Annotated in this window: 18 protein-coding genes and 1 tRNA gene; 11 read left to right on the plus strand and 8 right to left on the minus strand. The window is 70.9% G+C overall.

Annotated features, from left to right (window positions below; genetic code table 11):
- Positions 1 to 117 precede the first annotated feature (117 nt).
- The 3 genes from AC0VYM_RS26445 to AC0VYM_RS26455 all read right to left on the minus strand — a co-directional run bounded on the left by AC0VYM_RS26445 (position 118) and on the right by AC0VYM_RS26455 (position 3,485).
- Positions 118 to 789, minus strand: a complete 672-nt coding sequence (locus tag AC0VYM_RS26445) for a chaplin family protein (protein ID WP_475456561.1) — start codon at positions 787 to 789, stop codon at positions 118 to 120.
- Positions 790 to 947: 158 nt separating this feature from the next.
- Positions 948 to 1,955 carry a hypothetical protein gene (locus AC0VYM_RS26450; RefSeq protein ID WP_475456563.1) on the minus strand — a complete coding sequence of 336 codons (1,008 nt, stop codon included), beginning with the start codon at positions 1,953 to 1,955 and terminating at the stop codon, positions 948 to 950.
- A 207-nt stretch (positions 1,956 to 2,162) separates the two neighbouring features.
- Positions 2,163 to 3,485, minus strand: coding sequence for a M20/M25/M40 family metallo-hydrolase (locus tag AC0VYM_RS26455; RefSeq protein ID WP_475456565.1), 1,323 nt, complete (start codon positions 3,483 to 3,485; stop codon positions 2,163 to 2,165).
- A 136-nt stretch (positions 3,486 to 3,621) separates the two neighbouring features.
- On the opposite strand from AC0VYM_RS26455, the gene AC0VYM_RS26460 reads away from it, so the two are divergent.
- Positions 3,622 to 3,706, plus strand: a tRNA-Leu gene (locus AC0VYM_RS26460).
- A gap of 481 nt (positions 3,707 to 4,187) precedes the next feature.
- Here AC0VYM_RS26460 and AC0VYM_RS26465 read toward each other — a convergent pair.
- Positions 4,188 to 4,820 carry a TetR/AcrR family transcriptional regulator gene (locus tag AC0VYM_RS26465; RefSeq protein ID WP_475456567.1) on the minus strand — a complete coding sequence of 211 codons (633 nt, stop codon included), beginning with the start codon at positions 4,818 to 4,820 and terminating at the stop codon, positions 4,188 to 4,190.
- Positions 4,821 to 4,933: 113 nt separating this feature from the next.
- Between AC0VYM_RS26465 and AC0VYM_RS26470 the strand changes: the two genes are divergently transcribed.
- The 6 genes from AC0VYM_RS26470 to gltS all read left to right on the plus strand — a co-directional run bounded on the left by AC0VYM_RS26470 (position 4,934) and on the right by gltS (position 12,123).
- Entirely contained in the window at positions 4,934 to 5,641 is a 708-nt protein-coding gene (locus AC0VYM_RS26470) for a hypothetical protein (protein ID WP_475456569.1), read from the plus strand.
- Positions 5,642 to 5,765: 124 nt separating this feature from the next.
- The gene (locus tag AC0VYM_RS26475; protein WP_475456571.1) at positions 5,766 to 7,343 is read left to right on the plus strand and encodes an alpha/beta hydrolase; all 1,578 of its coding nucleotides are present in this window, start codon (positions 5,766 to 5,768) and stop codon (positions 7,341 to 7,343) included.
- A gap of 900 nt (positions 7,344 to 8,243) precedes the next feature.
- Entirely contained in the window at positions 8,244 to 8,981 is a 738-nt protein-coding gene (locus AC0VYM_RS26480; protein ID WP_475456573.1) for a hypothetical protein, read from the plus strand.
- A gap of 261 nt (positions 8,982 to 9,242) precedes the next feature.
- On the plus strand, positions 9,243 to 9,983 hold the full coding sequence (locus tag AC0VYM_RS26485; RefSeq protein ID WP_475456574.1) for an IclR family transcriptional regulator: 741 nt from the start codon (positions 9,243 to 9,245) through the stop codon (positions 9,981 to 9,983).
- Between the two features lie 5 nt (positions 9,984 to 9,988).
- Positions 9,989 to 10,927 carry a formimidoylglutamase gene (gene hutG / locus AC0VYM_RS26490; protein WP_475456576.1) on the plus strand — a complete coding sequence of 313 codons (939 nt, stop codon included), beginning with the start codon at positions 9,989 to 9,991 and terminating at the stop codon, positions 10,925 to 10,927.
- On the plus strand, positions 10,924 to 12,123 hold the full coding sequence (gene gltS, locus AC0VYM_RS26495; protein ID WP_475456578.1) for a sodium/glutamate symporter: 1,200 nt from the start codon (positions 10,924 to 10,926) through the stop codon (positions 12,121 to 12,123). Before hutG ends, gltS begins: the two co-directional genes overlap by 4 nt.
- Before the next feature lie 75 nt (positions 12,124 to 12,198).
- On the opposite strand, the gene AC0VYM_RS26500 is transcribed toward gltS, so the two are convergent.
- The 4 genes from AC0VYM_RS26500 to AC0VYM_RS26515 all read right to left on the minus strand — a co-directional run bounded on the left by AC0VYM_RS26500 (position 12,199) and on the right by AC0VYM_RS26515 (position 15,512).
- Positions 12,199 to 13,245, minus strand: a complete 1,047-nt coding sequence (locus AC0VYM_RS26500) for a pyridoxal phosphate-dependent aminotransferase (protein WP_475456580.1) — start codon at positions 13,243 to 13,245, stop codon at positions 12,199 to 12,201.
- Positions 13,242 to 14,291 carry a 2-ketoarginine methyltransferase gene (locus AC0VYM_RS26505; protein ID WP_475456582.1) on the minus strand — a complete coding sequence of 350 codons (1,050 nt, stop codon included), beginning with the start codon at positions 14,289 to 14,291 and terminating at the stop codon, positions 13,242 to 13,244. Before AC0VYM_RS26505 ends, AC0VYM_RS26500 begins: the two co-directional genes overlap by 4 nt.
- 51 nt (positions 14,292 to 14,342) lie before the next feature.
- Positions 14,343 to 15,008, minus strand: coding sequence for a LysE family translocator (locus AC0VYM_RS26510; RefSeq protein WP_475456584.1), 666 nt, complete (start codon positions 15,006 to 15,008; stop codon positions 14,343 to 14,345).
- Positions 15,009 to 15,350: 342 nt separating this feature from the next.
- Positions 15,351 to 15,512, minus strand: coding sequence for a hypothetical protein (locus tag AC0VYM_RS26515; RefSeq protein ID WP_475456586.1), 162 nt, complete (start codon positions 15,510 to 15,512; stop codon positions 15,351 to 15,353).
- A gap of 164 nt (positions 15,513 to 15,676) precedes the next feature.
- Between AC0VYM_RS26515 and AC0VYM_RS26520 the strand changes: the two genes are divergently transcribed.
- Genes AC0VYM_RS26520 through AC0VYM_RS26535 form a run of 4 tightly spaced genes read left to right on the plus strand, consistent with a single transcriptional unit; the run spans position 15,677 to position 18,917 of the window.
- Complete coding sequence (locus AC0VYM_RS26520; protein ID WP_475456588.1) at positions 15,677 to 16,945, plus strand: beta-ketoacyl-[acyl-carrier-protein] synthase family protein; 1,269 nt, start codon at positions 15,677 to 15,679, stop codon at positions 16,943 to 16,945.
- Entirely contained in the window at positions 16,942 to 18,153 is a 1,212-nt protein-coding gene (locus tag AC0VYM_RS26525) for a beta-ketoacyl synthase N-terminal-like domain-containing protein (protein WP_475456590.1), read from the plus strand. Before AC0VYM_RS26520 ends, AC0VYM_RS26525 begins: the two co-directional genes overlap by 4 nt.
- 21 nt (positions 18,154 to 18,174) lie before the next feature.
- Entirely contained in the window at positions 18,175 to 18,435 is a 261-nt protein-coding gene (locus tag AC0VYM_RS26530) for an acyl carrier protein (RefSeq protein ID WP_475456592.1), read from the plus strand.
- A 5-nt stretch (positions 18,436 to 18,440) separates the two neighbouring features.
- The gene (locus AC0VYM_RS26535; RefSeq protein ID WP_475456594.1) at positions 18,441 to 18,917 is read left to right on the plus strand and encodes an SRPBCC family protein; all 477 of its coding nucleotides are present in this window, start codon (positions 18,441 to 18,443) and stop codon (positions 18,915 to 18,917) included.
- Positions 18,918 to 18,933: the final 16 nt, after the last annotated feature.

Here is an 18,933-nt window from a genome sequence, read left to right on the forward strand (position 1 = left end):
CCCGTCGATCAGCTCCGCTCTGGTTGAGCGGCGGCTGACGTGAACCCCGAGCACATGGCCTCGGCCGGTGCTGCGGGACTCGCGTCAACCCCCGGGCCCGGGGGCCCGGGGAGCTGATCAGGCCCGGGCCCTGCGGCGCTTGCCGAAGAGCAGGAGCCCGATGCCCGCGGCGACCGTGAGGACCGCCCCCGCGAGCAGCGCGGCGAGGCCGCTCTGGTCCGTGCCGGTCACGGCGAGGCGCTGCTCGTCGGCGGACGGAGCGGAGGGCGAGGCGGCGTCGGCGGGCCGCTCGGGGGTCCCCGGGGCGGCGGGCGAGGGCTCCTCGGACGGCGACTGCCCGTCCTCGCCCCGCCCCTTGTCCTGCTCCCCCGCGGGCTCCTCGGGGTCCCCCACGACGGGGTCGTCGTCGGGGTTCTGCTGCTCGTGCTTGTCCTCCTCCGGCTCACCGGGCTGGCCGGGCTCTCCGGGCTTGCCCGGCTCCTCGGGCTCACCGGGCTTGCCCGGCTCCCCGGGCTCGTGGCCGTCGTAGCCGGGGTGCGGGTTCTTCGGGGTGCCGGTCTCGGTGACGCTGGCCCCGCCGTCGGTGCAGTTGGCACCGGCGACGCCCAGGACCGCGATGGCGTTCCCGCAGAGGTTGATCGGAAGGTCACCGTCGACGACGAGCTGGTTGCCGCCGCCGAGCGATCCGTTACCGCTGGTCGTGGTGTCGGCGTGGGCGATGCCGCTGGCGGCGACGAAGAATCCGGTGGCCACGAGGGCCGCGAAACGGAGGTGGGTTGACTGGGTCATCGGCTGTCCTTTGGTCGACGAGGAGGTCCTGCTGGCTACTCGTGTGACCGCGGACGGAGTTCCCGGCTATGGAGCCTTGGGAAGGGAGCACGCCCACCGGGAATCGGCTGGGCGGCTGTGCGCAGGGCGCACGGACCGGCCGCGGTCTGGGAGCGCGGCTAGTCGGGGGAGTACGAGGGGTCGTCCGCGGCATCGCGAACGACCAGGGTGGGGTCGCCGGGAAGGGCGACCCGCTGGGCCCGAAGCGCCATGTGACCGGCGCGGGCCATGAGGAAACCAGCGGCACCGGGTGCCGGGAAGGACGGGGCGGAGGCACCGGTGGTGTCCGGCCCGACCTGGTGGTGGGAGCCACCGCCGATGAGGCGGATGCGCTCTGCGGAGTCGTCGTCGGAGGCCGTGTCACCGGCGTTCCCCGCGACCTCGTTGGCCACACGCCACGAGGTCTGGGCGACGTGGGCGGCGACCTCGTCCTTGACGCGCGCCACCCGCTCCTCGCGCTCCCGCTTCTCGGCGTCGGAACGCTCGGCGGTGGGCGCGGAGACGGCGGGCTCCTCCTCGGAGCCCAGGATCGGCAGTCCCAGGGGACCGCCGGGTTCGGTCACGGAGTCGATCCCACCGCGCCCGACCGTGTCGTTCAGGCTGGTGGCCACACTGTCGACCAGCGCGGACTCGCGCAACGACTGGTCCGTGGAGTCGACGACCCCCTGACCGGTGCGAGCGACCCCGGCGACGAGGCCGGTGGCCCCGCGAGCGGTGTCGTCGACGGCCTGACCGGTGTCGTGGACGACGGCGCCCACCGAGCTCTCCTCCAGCGCCGCGCCGGTCTCCCGCAGCGCGTTCCTCGAAAGCGAGGAGGCCTGGGGGACGACGCCGCCGGTGAGGGCCTCCGTGGAGGAGGCCGCCCGGCTCGCGGTGTCGGAGAGCTTGGAGTCCCGGAGCTCGTCGGCGGCCTGACCGGTGCGGTCAGTGAGCTCACCGACGCCCAGGACACTTCCGCCGAGCCCGCCGGACTCGGAGGCGGTCTCGCTGTGCGCGACACCCATTCCTCCGGCCAGCCAGGCGACGGCGACGATGCCGGACAGGAGCAGCAACCGAGCGTAGGCACCACGGGCGTTGCGAGCAGCGCGACTGGAGGAAACCAGCCACCCTCGGCTCGCGAGCACCATGGATGCCCCTTCGTGTCATTGCTGCTGGACGGTCCCGCGCGGCGACGCCGCTGACGGTCGCACCGCGAAGCCCCGGTAAACAGAGGCCCCGCTGAACTGAAAGCAACACTAGCATCACCGTGAGTGACCATGGGCGAAAAAGAGAACCGCGCCGAGAACTTCTCGGCGCGGCCTTTCGTCCCGTCCCGCTATGGGCGGTTTTGCAGGTCAGCTCATGCCGACGAACCGGTCCAGCACCCGCACGCCGAACTGGAGGCCGTCCACGGGAACGCGCTCGTCCACCCCGTGGAACATGCCCGCGAAGTCCAGCTCCGGGGGGAGCTTGAGCGGCGCGAAACCGTAGTTGCGCACGCCCAGCCGGGAGAAGCTCTTGGCGTCCGTGCCGCCTGAGAGGCAGTAGGGCACGGCCTTGGCGCCCGGGTCCTCGGCCAGCAGCGACTCCGACATGGCGTTCACCAGGCCGCCGTCGAAGGGCGTCTCCACGGCGGGCAGGTGGTGGATGAAGTCGCGGCTGACCTTCGGGCCCAGCAGTTCGTCGATCTTCGCGAAGTACGCGTCCTCGGTCCCGGGCAGGAAGCGCCCGTCCACCTGCGCGGTGGCCTCACCGGGGATGACGTTGGCCTTGTAGCCGCCGCCGAGCACCGTGGGGTTGAGGGTGTTGCGCAGGGTGGCGCCGATCATCTTGGCGATGGGACCCAGCCGGGCCACCGTGGCGTCCACGTCCCTCTCGTCGAAGGGGATGCCGAACTCCTCGCAGATCTCCTCCAGGAAGGTCCGCACGGTCGGGGTCAGCTGCACGGGGAACTCGTGCTGTCCCAGCCGGGCGACGGCCGCCGCCAGTTCGGTGACGGCGTTGTCCCTGTTGGTCATCGAACCGTGCCCGGCGGTGCCGCGCGCGGTCAGCTTCATCCACGCGATGCCCTTCTCCGCCGTCTCCACGAGATAGAGGCGCCGGTTCTCGTTGACCGTGAAGGAGAAGCCGCCGACCTCGCTGATCGCGGAGTCGCAGTCGGCGAACAGCTCGGGGTGCTCGTCCACCAGGTACTGGGCGCCCCAGGTGCCGCCCGCCTCCTCGTCCGCGAGGAAGGCCAGCACGATGTCGCGCGGGGGCCTGCGCCCCTCGCGCAGCCGCTGGCGCAGCATCGCCAGCACCATCGCGTTCATGTTCTTCATGTCGACGGCGCCGCGCCCCCACACGCAGCCGTCGGTGACCTCACCGGCGAAGGGGTGGTGGGTCCAGTCCTCGGGGGCGGCGGGGACGACGTCCAGGTGGCCGTGGATGAGGAGGGGCGGACGAGAGGAGTCCTCTCCCGAGATCCGCGCCACGACGTTGCTGCGCCCGGGGTGCTTCTCGTAGATCCGCGACTCCACCCCGACCTCGTCGAGCCTGGCCGCCACGTACTCCGCCGCCTTGCGCTCGCCCGGCCCGGAGTGGTCACCGTAGTTGGAGGTGTCGATCTCGATGAGCTCCCGGCACAGGTCGACGACCTCGACCTCGCCCGCGCTCGGTTCCCTGCCTGGTTCCACCATCTGGTTCTCCCATCTCAGGACGCACCTTTTGGCCTAGAGCCTGTCACGGTGACCCCCCGCCGGAAAACTGGTTCGGGCGGCCCCAGACCTTTGCTATGGTTAAACCTGTTCGGAGCGACACACGCCGAACAGCCCAGTCCGGGTGGCGGAATAGGTAGACGCGCTAGCTTGAGGTGCTAGTGGCCGTTAAGGCTGTGGGGGTTCAAGTCCCCCCTCGGACACCGGATCACCAGTGAAACCCCTGCCACGAGCAGGGGTTTTCTCATGCCCGCGGAAGAGCCTCCACGAGGGTCCGCGGGTCACGGGCTCGGGGATTCGACTCCCCCGGCCCCCTCGGACGCTCCCGATATCCCCGCAACGCAGGCCGGGGCGTCACGCGATGAACGATCAGGGCAGCCGCTGAGCACCGGGCGGACAGCACCGGGTACGCCAACGGGACCAGGCCGATCTCACCGTGCGGGCGGCGGTGGTTGAACCAGCCCACGTACTCGGCCACCGCGATCTCCAAGTGGCCAGGTTCCTCCAGGGCCCGCGGTTGCGGACCAGATCGGCTTCGAACAGCGAGGCTAGGAACTGCCGTCCGCAGCACCTGCTCCTGCGCGAGGACACTCCCCCCTCCGGGCGATCCTCACGCGGTTCCGCTCGGACATGAGCGTTGTGTCCATGACGTGCCAGCCGTAGTTCCGTGACTCCTCGGCGGCCTCAGGATTCTCCAGCCGCTCCCCCGACGGCTTTCTCGGAAGGCGGATAGGCGTCGCGTAGACGTTGCATGGTCGCCGTCACGACGGCGCGGACGTCCGTCTCCTGCAACGGGGCGGAGAACAGCGCCGAACTGAACGAGAGACCCTCGATCAGGGCGAACAGCAGGAGCGCCTCGCGGTGCAGCGCCTCCTCGTCGACAACACGGTCGGCCAGCGCTTCGCGCAGCAGCGAGCGGATCAGCTCCTCGGCCGCGAGGGACGTCGCGGCGATGTCGGCCGCGAGCTCCGGGTCCGTGCGCGCCATGACACGGTATTCGACCAGGGCGATGTTCTCCCGGTGCTCCTGTTCGTCGGTCGGCGTGGCGAAGACGATCACATCCGCGATTCGCGCCACCGGGTCGTCTGACATCCTCGCGTCGCGGCGCGCGGCGCGCTGCATGAGGACGCCCAGCGTGAAGCGCATGACCTCGCGGACGTTGTCGCCGAAGTAGTGCCGGATGCTCCCGATGGCCAGGCCGGTGCGTGCGGAGATCCGGGTGAGGGTCACCGAGCGGATCCCGTGCTCGGCGATCTCGTCGATCACGGCATCGGCGACCTGCTCCCGGCGGACCTCCGGGTCGACTCTCTTAGGCATGACACCATCCTAGCCATTTTTTGGCATGCCTGTGCTACTTTATCTAGCATGAGCATGCCAAAAAGACTTCGTGGTGGTGTTCCCTCCCGCCCCGACCCGGGACGGGACCAGACGTGAGCGACTGGCACGACCCCTGGACCGGCGCGGCGCGGAAGAGGCCTCACGGCGACGGCCGGATCGACGGCTTCGACGGGCTCGACGGCGACGCGGGAGCATGGTCGACACCCGCTCCGGATCCGGGAGCGCCGTTGCCACCGTTCCGCCCCTCCCTCTCACTGCAGCGCACACGATTCGCGATCGACCTTCCCGATGCGTCGACGGCGACGGTCGATGTCGATCACCTGTCGGGCCGCGCCTCGCTCTACAGGGGCGCCCGGCACGTGCGGACCTGCGACATGCCGGTCCGGTTCCCGCTCGGATCGGACAGCATCGAGGTCGCCGCGAGCAGGTACGGCATGCAGCGGATCCACCTGATCAGCGCGGACGGCGGCCAGCGCCGCCTCGATCCCGTACCGGGGACGCCCGAGCACCGGCGCGCTCAACTTTCCCGGCAGCACCCCAGGGTCGGGCGCGCCCTGGCCGCCGGCGCCGTCATCGTGCTGACGGTCAATCTGATCCTCCTCGCGCCGCAGCTACTCGAACTGGTCACCCACCTGCCGCTCTGGGCGAATCGCTTCACCCCGTTCGTCTCGCCCGTCGACCTGCCGACATGGGCGAACACGGCGCTCACCATCACCGCGGGCCTCGCGGGGATCGAACGAGCACTCACCTTCCGCCATCACCGGCTCCTGGACGCCGAGACCGACGGGATCGGGAGCTGACATCCCCGCACCAGCCGGTCAGGGTCGCTGCCTGATCGAGCAGCTCAGTGCGTCCGACCAAGAACACCAGGCCAACCGTCGCCGCACCCTCGTACATGACTGCGGCTCGACAAAGGAGATACGCATGCGATCACGTCTTCCACGCCCACATCGATCCCGACGCCTGGAGACCGCGCTCGCGGCGGCCGCCACGGCCGTACTCCTCCCGCTCGCCGGATGCGCGTCCGCCTCTCCCCCACCGGACTCCGGAGCGGACACGGACCTCGGCTCCTACCTGGAACAAGAGCTCGACTGGGGCGGATGCGAGGACACCGCGACGAGCGCGGCCGACGCCGAGCTGTTCGCGAACCCGGAGCTCGAATGCGCCTCGGTCGAGGTTCCACTCGACCACGACGAGCCGGACGGGGAGAGGGCGCGGGTCGCGCTCCTGCGCCTGCCCGCCACGGGCGAGGCCGAGGGCTCGTTGCTGATCAACCCGGGAGGCCCCGGAGGTTCCGGCACCACCCTCGTCGCGTCCACCCTGCCGCTGTGGCAGGCCAGCCCCGTCGCCGAGCGTTTCGACATCGTCGGCTTCGACCCGCGCGGGGTCGGGTCGTCCACCCCCGCCCTCGACTGCTACACCGACGAGGAGTACGACGCGGGCGACGCGCTGCGGTTCGGCGCGGTGTACGAGGTCACGAGCGCCGAGCAAGCGGCCGAGATCGCGCAGCGCTGCGCCGACGGCTCCGGCGGCGTCGAGAACCTCGTCAACGCCGGGTCGACGAATGTCGTGCGCGACATGGACCTCATACGCGAGGTGCTCGGCGACGAGAAGCTCACCTACCTCGGCTACAGCTACGGCTCCGAGCTCGGCGCCATGTACGCCGCGACCTACCCGGAGAAGGTCCGTGCGATCGTGCTCGACGGCGCCGTCCCGCCCGACCTGACGGCGAGCGAGTTCCGCATCTCCCAGTTCACCGGCATGCAGGCCCGGTTCGACGACCTCGCCGCGCTCTGCGCCGAATCACCCGGCTGCGTACTCGGTGCCGATCCCGCGACTGCGAACGATCGCCTGCACGAGATCGTCCAGCCGATCATCGAGACACCAGCGGCGACCGCCGATGGCCGAGCCCTCAACGTCTGGGACGTCTACCTCGCCATCTCCGGCGGCCTGTACTCGGAGGCGAGCTGGCCCGACGTCATCTCCGCCCTGACCGCGCTCGAGGCAGGGAACCCCGACGAGATGCTCGCCCTGCGCGACGCCTTCTACGCCCGCACGCCGGACGGCGCCTACGGCCTGGACACCGACACGAACCTCGCCGTGCGCTGCATGGACTGGCCCCGCCTGACGCCGGAGGAACAGACCGCGCTCGCACGCGAGCTCGGAGAGGCCGCGCCGATGTTCGACCTCGACGTGTTCACAGCGGGGAACTACCACAGCGAATGCGAGGCGTGGCCCGCACCGCCCACGAGCGACGAGCCCTGGCTCGCCGATGTCGAAGGCCTCCCTGAGACGCTCGTCGTGTCGGTCACCGGCGACCCCGCGACGCCGCACCAGGGTGGCGTCGCGATGGCGCGAGCCCTCGACGGAAGCCTGCTCACCGTCGATGGCAAGCAGCACGGCGCCTACCTCCTCGGCGGCAGCGAGTGCGTCGACGACGTGGTCAACACCTATCTCCTCGACCTCGAATCCCCACCCGCCGACGCCCGCTGCAGCCTTTGACACGCTCGACTCCGGCAACGATGCCGCCTCGGAGGCATATCTGCGCTCTGCCGCTCAAACGCTACAGATCGAAGCGTCGGTCAAGGTTTCCTCATGCGATCGAAGCCTCGGCGGTTCGGGCTCCGGGCGGCGTGCGATCGTCCCGGAGTACCTCGGCTCCTGGCTGCTGTGGTCTGCCGGTCAACGCGGGTCGCGTCACACCAGGGCAGCGCGATGGTGGTCCAGCGGGACCAACGGGAAGAATCCATCGCAGGCCACCGCCCGTCCAGGGACAGGTCGGTGCTCAAGACCAGAGGACTCGGTCCGTGTGAGGGAATGATTCAAGTCCCCCCTCGGACACCAGCAGGAACTCCGTGCGGGTCGAGAGCGAATCTCGGCCCGCACTTCGTGTTTCACGGGGTCCCGTCCCTCTCCCACCGGGCGGTTCCCGACGGGCCCAGCCGGGTGTCGGGGAGTACGGCCTGTCCCGCGCGGTCTCCCGGGACCCAAAAAACTTCGCCATTCGGGAGAACTCCTCCACCCCCGCCGCCATCAGAACGCACAGAAAGAAACCACGGACACAGGAGGCGCGGCACAAGAGGCCGCCGCCGAGCAGGGGAGAAAGGGCGAAACGCATTGCCAGGCGACCGATACACACGAACTCGGACACGCGTCGATGACGGAACTCGCCCGACACCACAGCTCCCGACGCCGATGAGGCGCAGCTAGAGGTCACAGCACCTCTCCACCCGGACCACCGGCACCGGCGCGCCTCGTGAGGCGCATTTCCTCCGGGTTCTGGAAAACACCGCACATCCCCCGTAGCGCGTGTTCTCCCACCCACGGAAACCCCTGCCGACTTATACCCGAAACCACTCACCCGCATTGAGAAGTCTCCTTCTTCGGGGAGAAAGGAATCGCATGAAGCGCAATTTCCGTACCACCGTCCTGGCCCTCGCGACCTCCGGCCTGGTGGTCCTCGGCTCCGCGGCCTGCTCCACCGGGGACGTGATCGGCGCGGTGTCGGGCGATTCCCCCCAGGAGAGCGAGGGGAACGAGGCCGCGGTGGTCACGGAGCCGCGGTCCGGCAAGCTGGAGTTCGTCGCGCCGGGTGAGTTCATGATCGACGGCGAGGCCTTCTTCGTCAGCGAGGAGACCCGGATCCTGGGCGGCCACAACGCCTGCCCCGCCGAGAACGGCCTCGACGACAACGGCTTCGGCGTCGTGGACTGCGACCTGGAGACGCTGGAGGCCGCCACCCAGAGCGGCACGGACGTCTACGCCCGGGCCGAGGTGCTGGAGACCGGGAACGCCGAGTCGATCACGGAGTACGACAACGACAGCCACCAGGAGCCCGAGGAGCCGGCGGACGGGGGAACCGACGAGGGCGCCGCGGGCGGGGCCGAAGAGTACGTGGTGGGCGAGCTGGAGTACATCGCCCCGGGCGAGTACATGATCGACGGGACGGCGTTCTTCGTCTCCGAGGACACCGTGATCATCGGCGGCGTCAACGCCTGCGCCGGGGGCGTCCAGGACCCCGACACCGGCGACGTGGCGTGCGACTTCGACGAGTTCGACGCGACCCTCGCGAACGGGACCACCGTCATGGCCGAGGTCGAGATCGCCGACGGCATGGCGGAGTCGATCACCGAGTTCTAGAACCGGGCGTACGAGGGGGACGGCTCGCGTCCCCCTCACACACCGACGAAGGCCCTGCTCAGCAGGGCCTTTTTTCGTGCCCGCCCTCAGGGTGCGGCGTGAGCGCAACCTCACAGAACCGGCCGACGACCCGGGCGCGGATCGGACCGTAGCCTTCTCATTGGATGAGAATTTGCCCTTTTCATCCCTTTTGTCCGATCCATAGAGTGAGCCGGTCCCGAGCGCCGCTCGGAGCTGGCCCGGTCCGGGAGAGGGGGCGCCATGTCAGCCGACGCGACGTCCGGCAACTCGGGGCGGACCACCGATCGCCTGCTCGGCGTGCTGATGGTCTTCGCCGAAACGGAACACGCCACCGCCTCGGAGGTCTCCGAGGCCACCGGCATCCCGGTCAGCACCGTCTACCGGATGCTGGACCGGCTGTCCGCGACCGGGTTCGTGCAGCGTGACGGCACCGCATACGGAGCCGGTCCCGTGGCGGTCCGGTTCGCGGAGAAGTACCGCAACGGCGCACTGGAGCGCACCGCCATCAGCCCGCGGCTGGAACGGCTCTCGCACGAGTCCGGAGAACTGGCGGCCTTCATGGTGCCGGTCGGCACCGAGGCCCTGTGCGTGGACGCGGTCGAGGGGGCCCGGGTGCTGCGCTGCTGCTACACCCGCGGAGCCGTGCGGCCGCTGCTGCGCGGGGCCACGGCCGAGGCGCTGCTGGCCCACCTTCCCGAGTCACGGCGCCAGGAGGTGTACGCCGCCTACCGGCTCCCCGCCGAACGGGTGCGGGCCCTGGAGGCAGCGCACTCCCTGGTGCGGGACCAGGGTGTGGCGGTCAGTGAGAGCGCCCTCGACGAGGGCGTGTGGGGCGCGAGCGCCCCCGTGCTCGGTGACTCGGGCTCCCTGAACGGGGTCGTCACCGTGATGGCCCCGGCGGCGCTGACCGAGCGCCGACGCCCCTACTACGTCCGCCTCGTCAAAGAGGCGGCGCGTGACCTGAGTGGAGGAACGATTTGAACAGGGTGGATCCCCCCGTCTGGACCGGGCGCGACGACGGCCCCGGCGCCGAACACCGGCGCTGGCACGGCACCGTGCGCCCGCTCGACGACGCCGGCCGGGCCGGAACCGCGATCGTCGGATTCGCCTCCGACGAGGGCGTGCGCAGGAACAGGGGCCGCACCGGTGCCGCCGAGGGCCCCGCCGCCCTGCGCCGCGCGCTCGCCCCGCTCGCCCTGCACCGGGACGAGGCGCTCTACGACGCCGGGGACGTCCGCGTGGACGACGGCGACCTGGAGGCCGGCCAGCGCGCGCTGGGTTCGGTGGTGGCCGGGGCCATGAGGGCCGGACACTTCCCCGTCGTGCTCGGCGGCGGCCACGAGGTCGCCTACGCGAGCTACCTGGGCCTGGACGAGGGCCTGGGATCCGACCGGACCCGCACCCTGGGCGTGCTCAACATCGACGCCCACTTCGACCTGCGCGAGGAGCCGGAGCCCACCTCCGGAACACCGTTCCTCCAGATCTCCGAGGACGAGCGGGCCCGGGGACGCGACTTCCGGTACGCCGTCGTCGGGATCAACGAGGCCGGGAACACCCCCGTGCTGTTCGACCGCGCCGGCCGGCTCGGCGTCGAGTACCTCACCGACGACCAGTGCACCGCCGCCCACCTGGGGCGGGTGCTGGAGTTCGTCCGTTCCTTCCTGGACACGGTGGACGACGTCTACCTCACGCTCGACCTGGACGCCCTGCCCGCGTGGGTGGCGCCCGGGGTGAGCGCCCCCTCGCCGCTCGGCGTTCCGACCGAGGTGGTGCAGGCCGTGGTCGAGGAGGTCGCCGCCTCGGGACGGCTGGCCCTGTTCGACGTGGCCGAACTCAACCCGTCCCTGGACGTGGACGGCCGGACCGCGCGCGTCGCCGCGCGCATGGTGGACCGCGTACGCGCGGCCAGAGGACGGAGCTCATGAACATCTCCCTGGACCTGATCCAGACCACCACCCTGGCCGTGGTCCTGCTGCTCCTGGGCGAGTTCGCCCGGCGCCACGTCGGTTTCCTCCAGCGGTTCAGCATCCCGGGCCCGGTGATCGGCGGTTTCGCGTTCGCGCTGGCCGTCCTGGCCCTGCGGGAGACCGGCGTGGCCCAGCTGGAGCTGGACACCACGCTGCAGGAGCCCGCGATGATCGCGTTCTTCACGACCATCGGTCTGGGCGCCAGCGTCAGCCTGCTCCGCAAGGGCGGCAAGCTGCTGATCGTCTACCTGCTGGCCTGCTGGACCCTGGCGATCCTCCAGAACGTGGTGGGCATCGGGATGGCCAAGGCCCTGGGCATCGACCCCGTGCTGGGCGTGATGGCCGGTGCCGTCGCCCTGGAGGGCGGCCACGGCGCCGCGGCGGCGTTCGGGCCCACCGCTGAGGCCCTGGGCACCGACGGCGCCACCGCGATCGCGATCGCCGCGGCCACGTTCGGCCTGGTCGCGGGTGGTCTGCTGGGCGGTCCGATGGCCTCCTGGCTGATGCGACGCCACAAGGTGGAGGTGCCGTCGGCCCCTGACACCGCTGCGTCCGCCGCCGTCGAGGCGGAGGAGAAGGAGCAGCCGGTGGGCTACGGCCCGCTGCTGAACACCGCCGTGCTGATCGGCGTGGTGATGGTGGCCGGGGTCGCGCTGGGCACGTGGTTCAGCGAGACGACCGGGTTCGTGCTGCCCGCGTACGTGGGTGCCATGGTGGTGGCGGCCGTCGCGCGCAACGTCGGTGACCGGTTCGGGCTGCGCATGCACCAGGGCGCCCTGTCGCTGGTGTCGTCGCTGTCGCTCGGCCTGTTCCTCACCATGGCCATGATGGGCCTGCGGATCTGGGACCTGTACGCGCTGGCCCTGCCGCTGGTGCTGCTCCTCGCGGTCCAGGTGATCGTCCTGCTGCTGTTCGTCGCGCTGGTCGTGTTCCGCCTGCTGGGGAAGGGCTACGACGCCGCGACGATGGCGGCGGGCATGGTCGGCCACGGACTCGGCGGCACGCCCAACGCGATGGCGAACATGGACGCCTTCAACCGGCGTTTCGGGATCCGTTCGGAGAAGGCCTTCCTGATCGTCCCGCTGGCCGGGGCGGTGCTGATCGACATCGTGGCGCTGCCGTGGATCGTGTGGTGCATCAACGCGGTGGCCTGACCCGCGCCGCCTCCCGGGGGATCCCCAGGTCACTGACCTGGGGATCCCTTGTCGTCGCGGCCGGGGTCCCGGGGTTCACTCCAGGGCGGGAGGCCCTGGGGCGCCCTGCCTGGCCAGCTCCGCCAGGAGGCCGCCCAGGAGCGCGGTCTCCTCGTCCGTGCCGACCGAGATCCGCAGCCGCCCCGGGTAGCCGAGCAGCGAGCACTCGTGCACGTAGACTCCGCGTTCGGCCAGCCACTGTTCGACGTGCACGGCCTCGGCCGGGTCCGGGCACCGCGCGATGACGAAGTTGGTCTGGGTGCGCAGGACCTCGACGAACAGGCCCGAGGCGCCGAGGAGGTCCACCAGGCGCTCACGTCCCCGGACCACCTGGGCGCGGTGTCCCTCCAGGTAGGCGTCGTCGGTGATGGCGGCGGCGGCCAGGTGGAGGCTGACCGCGTCCGCCGAGTAGAACCGCTGCCGTTCCCGCAGGCGGGCGGCGAGCAGCGGAGGGGCGGCCAGGACCCCGAGCCGCAGGCCCGCGAGGCCGAGGGCCTTGGACAGGCTGCGGAAGACGCAGAGGTTCTCCCACTCCCCCAGTCTCGGGACGTATCCGCTCTCCTCGGAGAAGTCGACGTAGGTCTCGTCCACGCAGACGAGGTCGACCCGGGCGGGCAGCGCGTCCAGCCACTCGCTGGAGACGACGGTTCCCGTGGGGTTGTTGGGCCGGGCCACGAAGGCGACCCCGTGCGGTCCGACCCGTTCCGGGCCGACCGTGGGCTGTCCGTCCTCCCTCAGCGGCAGCCGCGTGGTGGGCAGCCCCTGGGTCTCCGGGCGCGTCCAGAAGGCGTCGAACCCGGGGACGGTGCACCACACCCGGTCGGTGAGCGACGCGAGCAGGTCGATGGCCTCGTCGACACCGTTGGTCAGGACCAGGGAGTCCGGCCGCACCCGCCAGTGGGCGGCGATCTCCTTGCGCAGCAGGGCGCTGGCCCCACGGGGGTAGCGGTGCAGGGAGTGCTGGAGGGCGAGCAGCCGGTCCACGGCGGACGGCGGCGGCCCCGCGGGGGACTCGTTGGAGCTCAGTTCCGCCGTCCTCCCGGGCTCCGGCTCCCTCTCGGACTTCGCGCGCGTCTCGATCAACGTCGCCCCCCGGTGCCCACCCGCAGGCGGTACCCGAGCAGGAAGCCCGTGGAGTCGACGCGGGGGTCGGCGGTCAGCTGTTGGGCGACCTCGGCCCCCGCCTCGGTGAAGAGCTCGTGCCAGAACGCGTCGCGTTCCAGGCGCTGCTCGGTGAGGTAGTGCACCAGGAAGTACGGGTTGTAGTACGACAGGGCCAGTCGGTGGGCCATCGCGGCGCGGTCGGCGATGCGGTTGTCGACCTCGATCACGACCCAGTGCGCGTCCGGGTGGTGGGTGAACACCTCGCGTACGAGGCCGACCACCGCGTCCCTCCCCTGCTGTTCCAGGAGTTCCTGGAGCACGAAGGCGGAGATGAAGCAGACGGGTCCGGGCCCGAGGTCCAGTTCGGGCGCGTCCTCCGCCCCCGCCACCCGCAGCCGGACGCGCTGGTCGAGTCCGCGCCGCCGCATGAGCTCCTCCCCCGCGCGGACGCTCGCGGGCTCCGGATCGACCCCGATGGCCGACAGCCCGGGCAGGAGCTCCATGAGGTCGGCCAGGGAGCTGCCGTCGCCGCACCCGAGGTCGACCACGGACTCGACGTCGTCGCGGACGGCCTCGAGCAGGCCCACGATGACGGGGTAGGCGTCGTACTGGCTGATGCCGCAGCTGCCGACGCCCACGTCCAGCCCGGACCGGGAGGCGAAGCCCGCCCCCTCCTGGAGGGTCCGGCCGAGCTGTTCGAAGGTCTGGGAGTAGCCGCCGACGAGGAGCTTGTACCAGGAGGAGAACACGGCGGTCTCCCGTGCCTTCTCCTCCAGGGAGAAGACACCGTCGTTCTCACTGAGGTAGCCCTCGTTGGCGAGGTAGTGCAGCACCCCCACCAGGCGCCGGGGCTGGAGGGAAAGGCTTTCCGACAACTCCTCCACGGTGCGGGGACCCGCGTCGAGCTCTTCGTGGAGTCCGGTTTCCATGAACTGGTGGAGCACCTGCGCCAATACGAAGTACCTGACCGGCTGCAAGGCCTCCACCAGCCTGATCTCCAGACCGGATTTCATGGTTTCAGGCATGGCGAATCCCTTCACGACAATTGCGCGTGATTTCCCTGGGCCCCGGGGCGGCTATCGGCCCGGGTCGGCCGTGACGACGTGCAGTGCGAGCAGGACGAGGGTCAGCCCGCAGACGATCTGGACCGTCCGGTACCACACGGGTTGGTGGAGGCGTCGGAGTGCGTAGTGGGAGAAGTACGAGAGGAATCCGAGCCAGGCCGCCACCAGGAGGCAGTCGACGAGGCTGAGGAGCATCATGGCGGGCATGGGCGCCCACCCCTGCGGCACGAACTGGGGGAGGACCGCCAGGAAGAAGAGCCCGGCCTTGGGACTGAGCAGGTCGGCGAGGAGTCCCTGCCGGAACCACCTCCGACCGGCCAGGGGCCGCACACGGGTACGGCCCGAGGGGGCCGTGGCGGCCGCCGGTTCGGGTTCGGGGGTGTAGGCGGGAGGGCGCTCGACGGCCGTGCGCACCCCCAGGTAGGCGAGGTAGGCCGCGCCCGCGTAGCGGAGGGCCTCGAAGGCGGCGTCCGAACGGGCCACGAACGCGGCGACCCCGACCGCGGCCGCGAACCCCCAGGCGAGGGATCCCAGAGCCGCGCCCATGGCCGCCGAGAGAGCGGGTCGGACCCCGTGCACGATGCCGTTCCTCAGAACGATCACGGTGGCGGGGCCCGGGGTGACGGTGACAATGAGCGAGAACACGACAAAAGATGCCAACGCCTGCTGAGCGTCCATACAACCCGTTTCGCGAGGATGCTCATTCAGATACGGATACAAGCTATAACGCACAGTGAGAACGGACAAGGGGCCAAGGCACGGTTTTCAAACTGACCGATCCGGGCAGTATGTTTCGAATTTCAATGTTTGGCACCGTTTAATGGATCGTGCCAGCCTATTTAACCATTGCGTAACGTGAACTCGGCCGACGTTTTCGGGGGTCGCGGCCGCCACCCCGCGGAGCGGGCGCGCCCGACACCGGAACGGACACCCGCCCCCGCGGATCCGCCGCCGACAAAGCTGGCCAGCCAGGTGGCACGCCGCCGCGTCGCATGAGGGACGTCGATCCTTAGCGTGATATCACATGTACCGAAAGTAATCATGCGGACCGCAGTCGGTCTTCCCGTACTGAACCGTGCCGTCCCCGACGCCCTCGTGTCCGACCTCGACCGCCGACCGACGCCCGACCCCGCCCGAGGCGCCGCGCGGCACGCTCAGCCACTCGGCTGTCGGCCTCTGCATGCCCGAAACCGTGGAGAAGACACCCTTGACCCTGACCCGCCGTCCTTCCGTGATCCCAGGGCGCCGAGCCCTTCCACCCGACCCCACTCGGCACGTCCCCACGGGGACCACCGGCTCCCTCGCCGCCGCACCGCGCCCCGCCGCCCCGATCCCGGGGAGGCGCCATGAGGCGTGAGGCCGTCATCACCGGAGTCGGGGTGGTCGCTCCCGGTGCGACCAACACGACCGCCTTCTGGGACATGCTCACCGCGGGAAGGACCGCGACCCGGGGCATCACCCTGTTCGACCCGTCGGGCTTCCGGTCCCGGATCGCCGCCGAGGTCGACTTCGACCCCGTCGCGCTCGGCCTGGACCCCGACGAGGCCGAACGCATGGACAGATACGCCCAGTTCGCGGCCGTCGCCACCGCGGAGGCGCTGGCCGACAGCGCCGTGGCCCTGGCCGACGTGTCCCCCTGGCGCGTCGGAGTGAGCATGGGGACCGCGGTCGGCGCCACCTCCCAGCTGGACCGCGAGTACGCGGTGATGAGCCGGGGCGGCGCGGACTGGGTGGTGGACCCCGGCGCCGCCGGACCCCACCTGGACCTGGCCCTGTCCCCGAGCTCGCTGTCCGGGGAGATCGCGCAGCGGGTCGGCGCGCGCGGACCGGTGCGCACCGTCTCCACGGGCTGCACGTCCGGCCTCGACGCCGTGGGCTACGCGGCGCAGGCCATCGAGGACGACCTCGCGGACGTGGTGGTCGCGGGAGCGGCCGAGTCCCCGATCTCCCCCATCGCCATGGCCTGCTTCGACGCCATCAGGGCGACGTCGGACACCAACGACGACCCCGAGCACGCGTCCCGGCCCTTCGACCGGCACAGGAACGGCTTCGTCATGGGCGAGGGGGCGGCCGTGCTCATCCTGGAGGAGGCGTCGGCGGCGCGCCGCCGGGGCGCGCGCACGCGCTGCCGGGTCGCGGGATTCGCCAACCACGGCAACGCCTTCCACATGACCGGACTGCGCCGCGAGGGGACGGAGATGGCCCGGGCCATCACGACCGCGCTGGACCAGGCGCGCCGCCCGGCGACCGACGTGGACTACGTCAACGCGCACGGTTCGGGGACCGTGCAGAACGACCGGCACGAGACCGACGCGGTGAAGCGGGCCCTGGGCGAGCACGCCCGCCGCACCCCCATGACGTCGATCAAGTCGATGGTGGGGCACTCGCTCGGCGCGATCGGCTCCATCGAGCTCGCCGCCTGTGTGCTGGCCATGGACACCGGGGTGGTGCCGCCGACGGCGAACCTCACCACCCCGGACCCCGAGTGCGACCTGGACTACGTGCCCGTGACGGCGCGCGAGCGGAACATCGACGTGGTCCTGTCCGTCGGCAGCGGCTTCGGGGGGTTCCAGTCGGCGGTCGTCCTGGACCGAGGAAGCGAGGTGCGGTCATGAACCTGGTGATCACGGGCCTGGGAACGGTCTCCCCCGCGGGGACGGGGACCCACGACTACTGGGCGGCGCTCGTGGAGGGCCGGTCGCTCATCGCCCCGCTCTCCGACTTCGACACCAGCGGGTTCCCGGTCCGCCTGGCCGGGCGGGTCCGGGGGTTCGACCCCCGCGAACACCTGGACGGCCGGTACGTCGTCCAGACCGACGCGTTCACCTGGTTCGCGATGGTCGCGGCCGAGGAGGCGCTGGAGGACTCGGGCTTCGACGTCACAGCCGACCCGTACGCCACCGGGGTGCTGATCTGCTCCGGCGCGGGCGGGGCCGAGTTCGGCCAGCGCGAGCTGACCGAACTGTACGGGAAGGGCCCCAGCCACGTGGGCCCCTACCAGTCCATCGCGTGGTTCTACGCGGCCAGCACCGGTCAGGTGTCGATCCGGAACGACCTCAAGGGCATGTGCGGGGTCCTGGTCACCGACGAACCGGGGATGCTCGACGCTCTGGGCCAGGCGGACCAGGCCCTGCGCCGCGGGGGCTCCGCGATGCTGGTCGGCGCCAGCGAGTCGGCCCTCGGGGCGCCCTACTCCCTGGCCTGCCAGGCGGTCTCGGGCACGCTCGCGGAGGGCGACGACCCGGACTCGGTGTACCTGCCCTTCACGGAACGGACGGTGGGCTACGTTCCCGCCGAGGGCGCGGCCGTCGCGTTCGTGGAGGACCACGACCTGGCCAGGTCGCGCGGCGCCCGGGTCCGGGCCGTCGTCGCGGGCCACGCGAGCACCTTCGGGTCGGTCGGGGGCTACGACCCGGGCGGCGAGGGCCTCCTGCACGCGGCCCGGGGCGCGATGCACCGCGCCGGTGTCACCCCGGACCAGGTGGACGTGGTCTTCGCGGACGCCCTGGGCATGCCGAAGGCCGACGCCGACGAGGCCGCGGCCCTGCGCCAGCTCTTCCCCGACGGTGTGGCCGTCACCGCTCCGAAGGCGGGCTTCGGCCGTGCCCACGCCGGGTCCGGAGCACTCGACGTGGCCGCCGCGGTCCTCAGCCTGGAACACCAGGTCATCCCGCCCACACCCCGCGTCCCCGACCCGCCCGCCGGGCTCGACCTGGTCGTCCGGGTGGCCCGGCCCGCACCACTGCGCACCGCGCTGGTCCTGTCCCGGGGCATGGGCGGCGGGGCCTCGGCGGTCGTCCTCACCAGCCCACACCACGTCTGAACACGAGATTCGAGGAGAAACATGGCACAGGAACACATCACGCTGGAGGAGTTGGTGGAGCTGATCTCCGCCAGCGCCGGGGTCCGGACCGACACCGAGACCGCCGCGGCCCAGACCTTCGAGGAGCTGGGTGTCGACTCGCTCGGCGTGCTCGGCATCGTCGCGGAGATCGAGCGCCGCGTCGGCCGCAAGCTGGGCAGCGAGGCCGAGCTGTCGCCCTCCCCCAACGCCCTGATCGCGTTCGTCAACGACGACGCCCCCACCCTCGTGGAAGGTGTGTGACCCCGATGACAGTCAAGGTCGAGTACGACACCCTCATCGACGCCCCCTACGACCTGGTCTGGGACGTCACCAACGACGTGGCCTCGTGGGCCGACCTGTTCGCCCCGAGCTACGAGTCGGTCGACGTCATCCACCAGGACGGCGACACGATCCGCTTCCGGATCACGAAGGTCCCCGACGAGGAGGGCCGGATGATGACCTGGGTCTCCGACCGCACGATGGACCGTGAGGCGGGCCGGACCCGGGCGGAGCGTGTGGAGACCGGCCCGTTCGAGTTCATGCGCATCGTCTGGGACTACGAGCAGGAGCCCGAGGGGGTGCGCCTGACCTGGAACTACGAGTTCGCGGTGAAGCCGGAGTGCCCCTGGTCCGAGGACCGGATGGAGCAGCACTTCGAGGAGAGCGTGCCGCTGGAGATGGCGAAGATCCGGGAGAGGATCGAGGCGCGGGCCCAGGCGCTGGCGGAGGAAGTGGTCTCCTGACCGCGGCCTCACACGG

It is taken from the genome of Nocardiopsis sp. iso_237 (assembly GCF_056173345.1).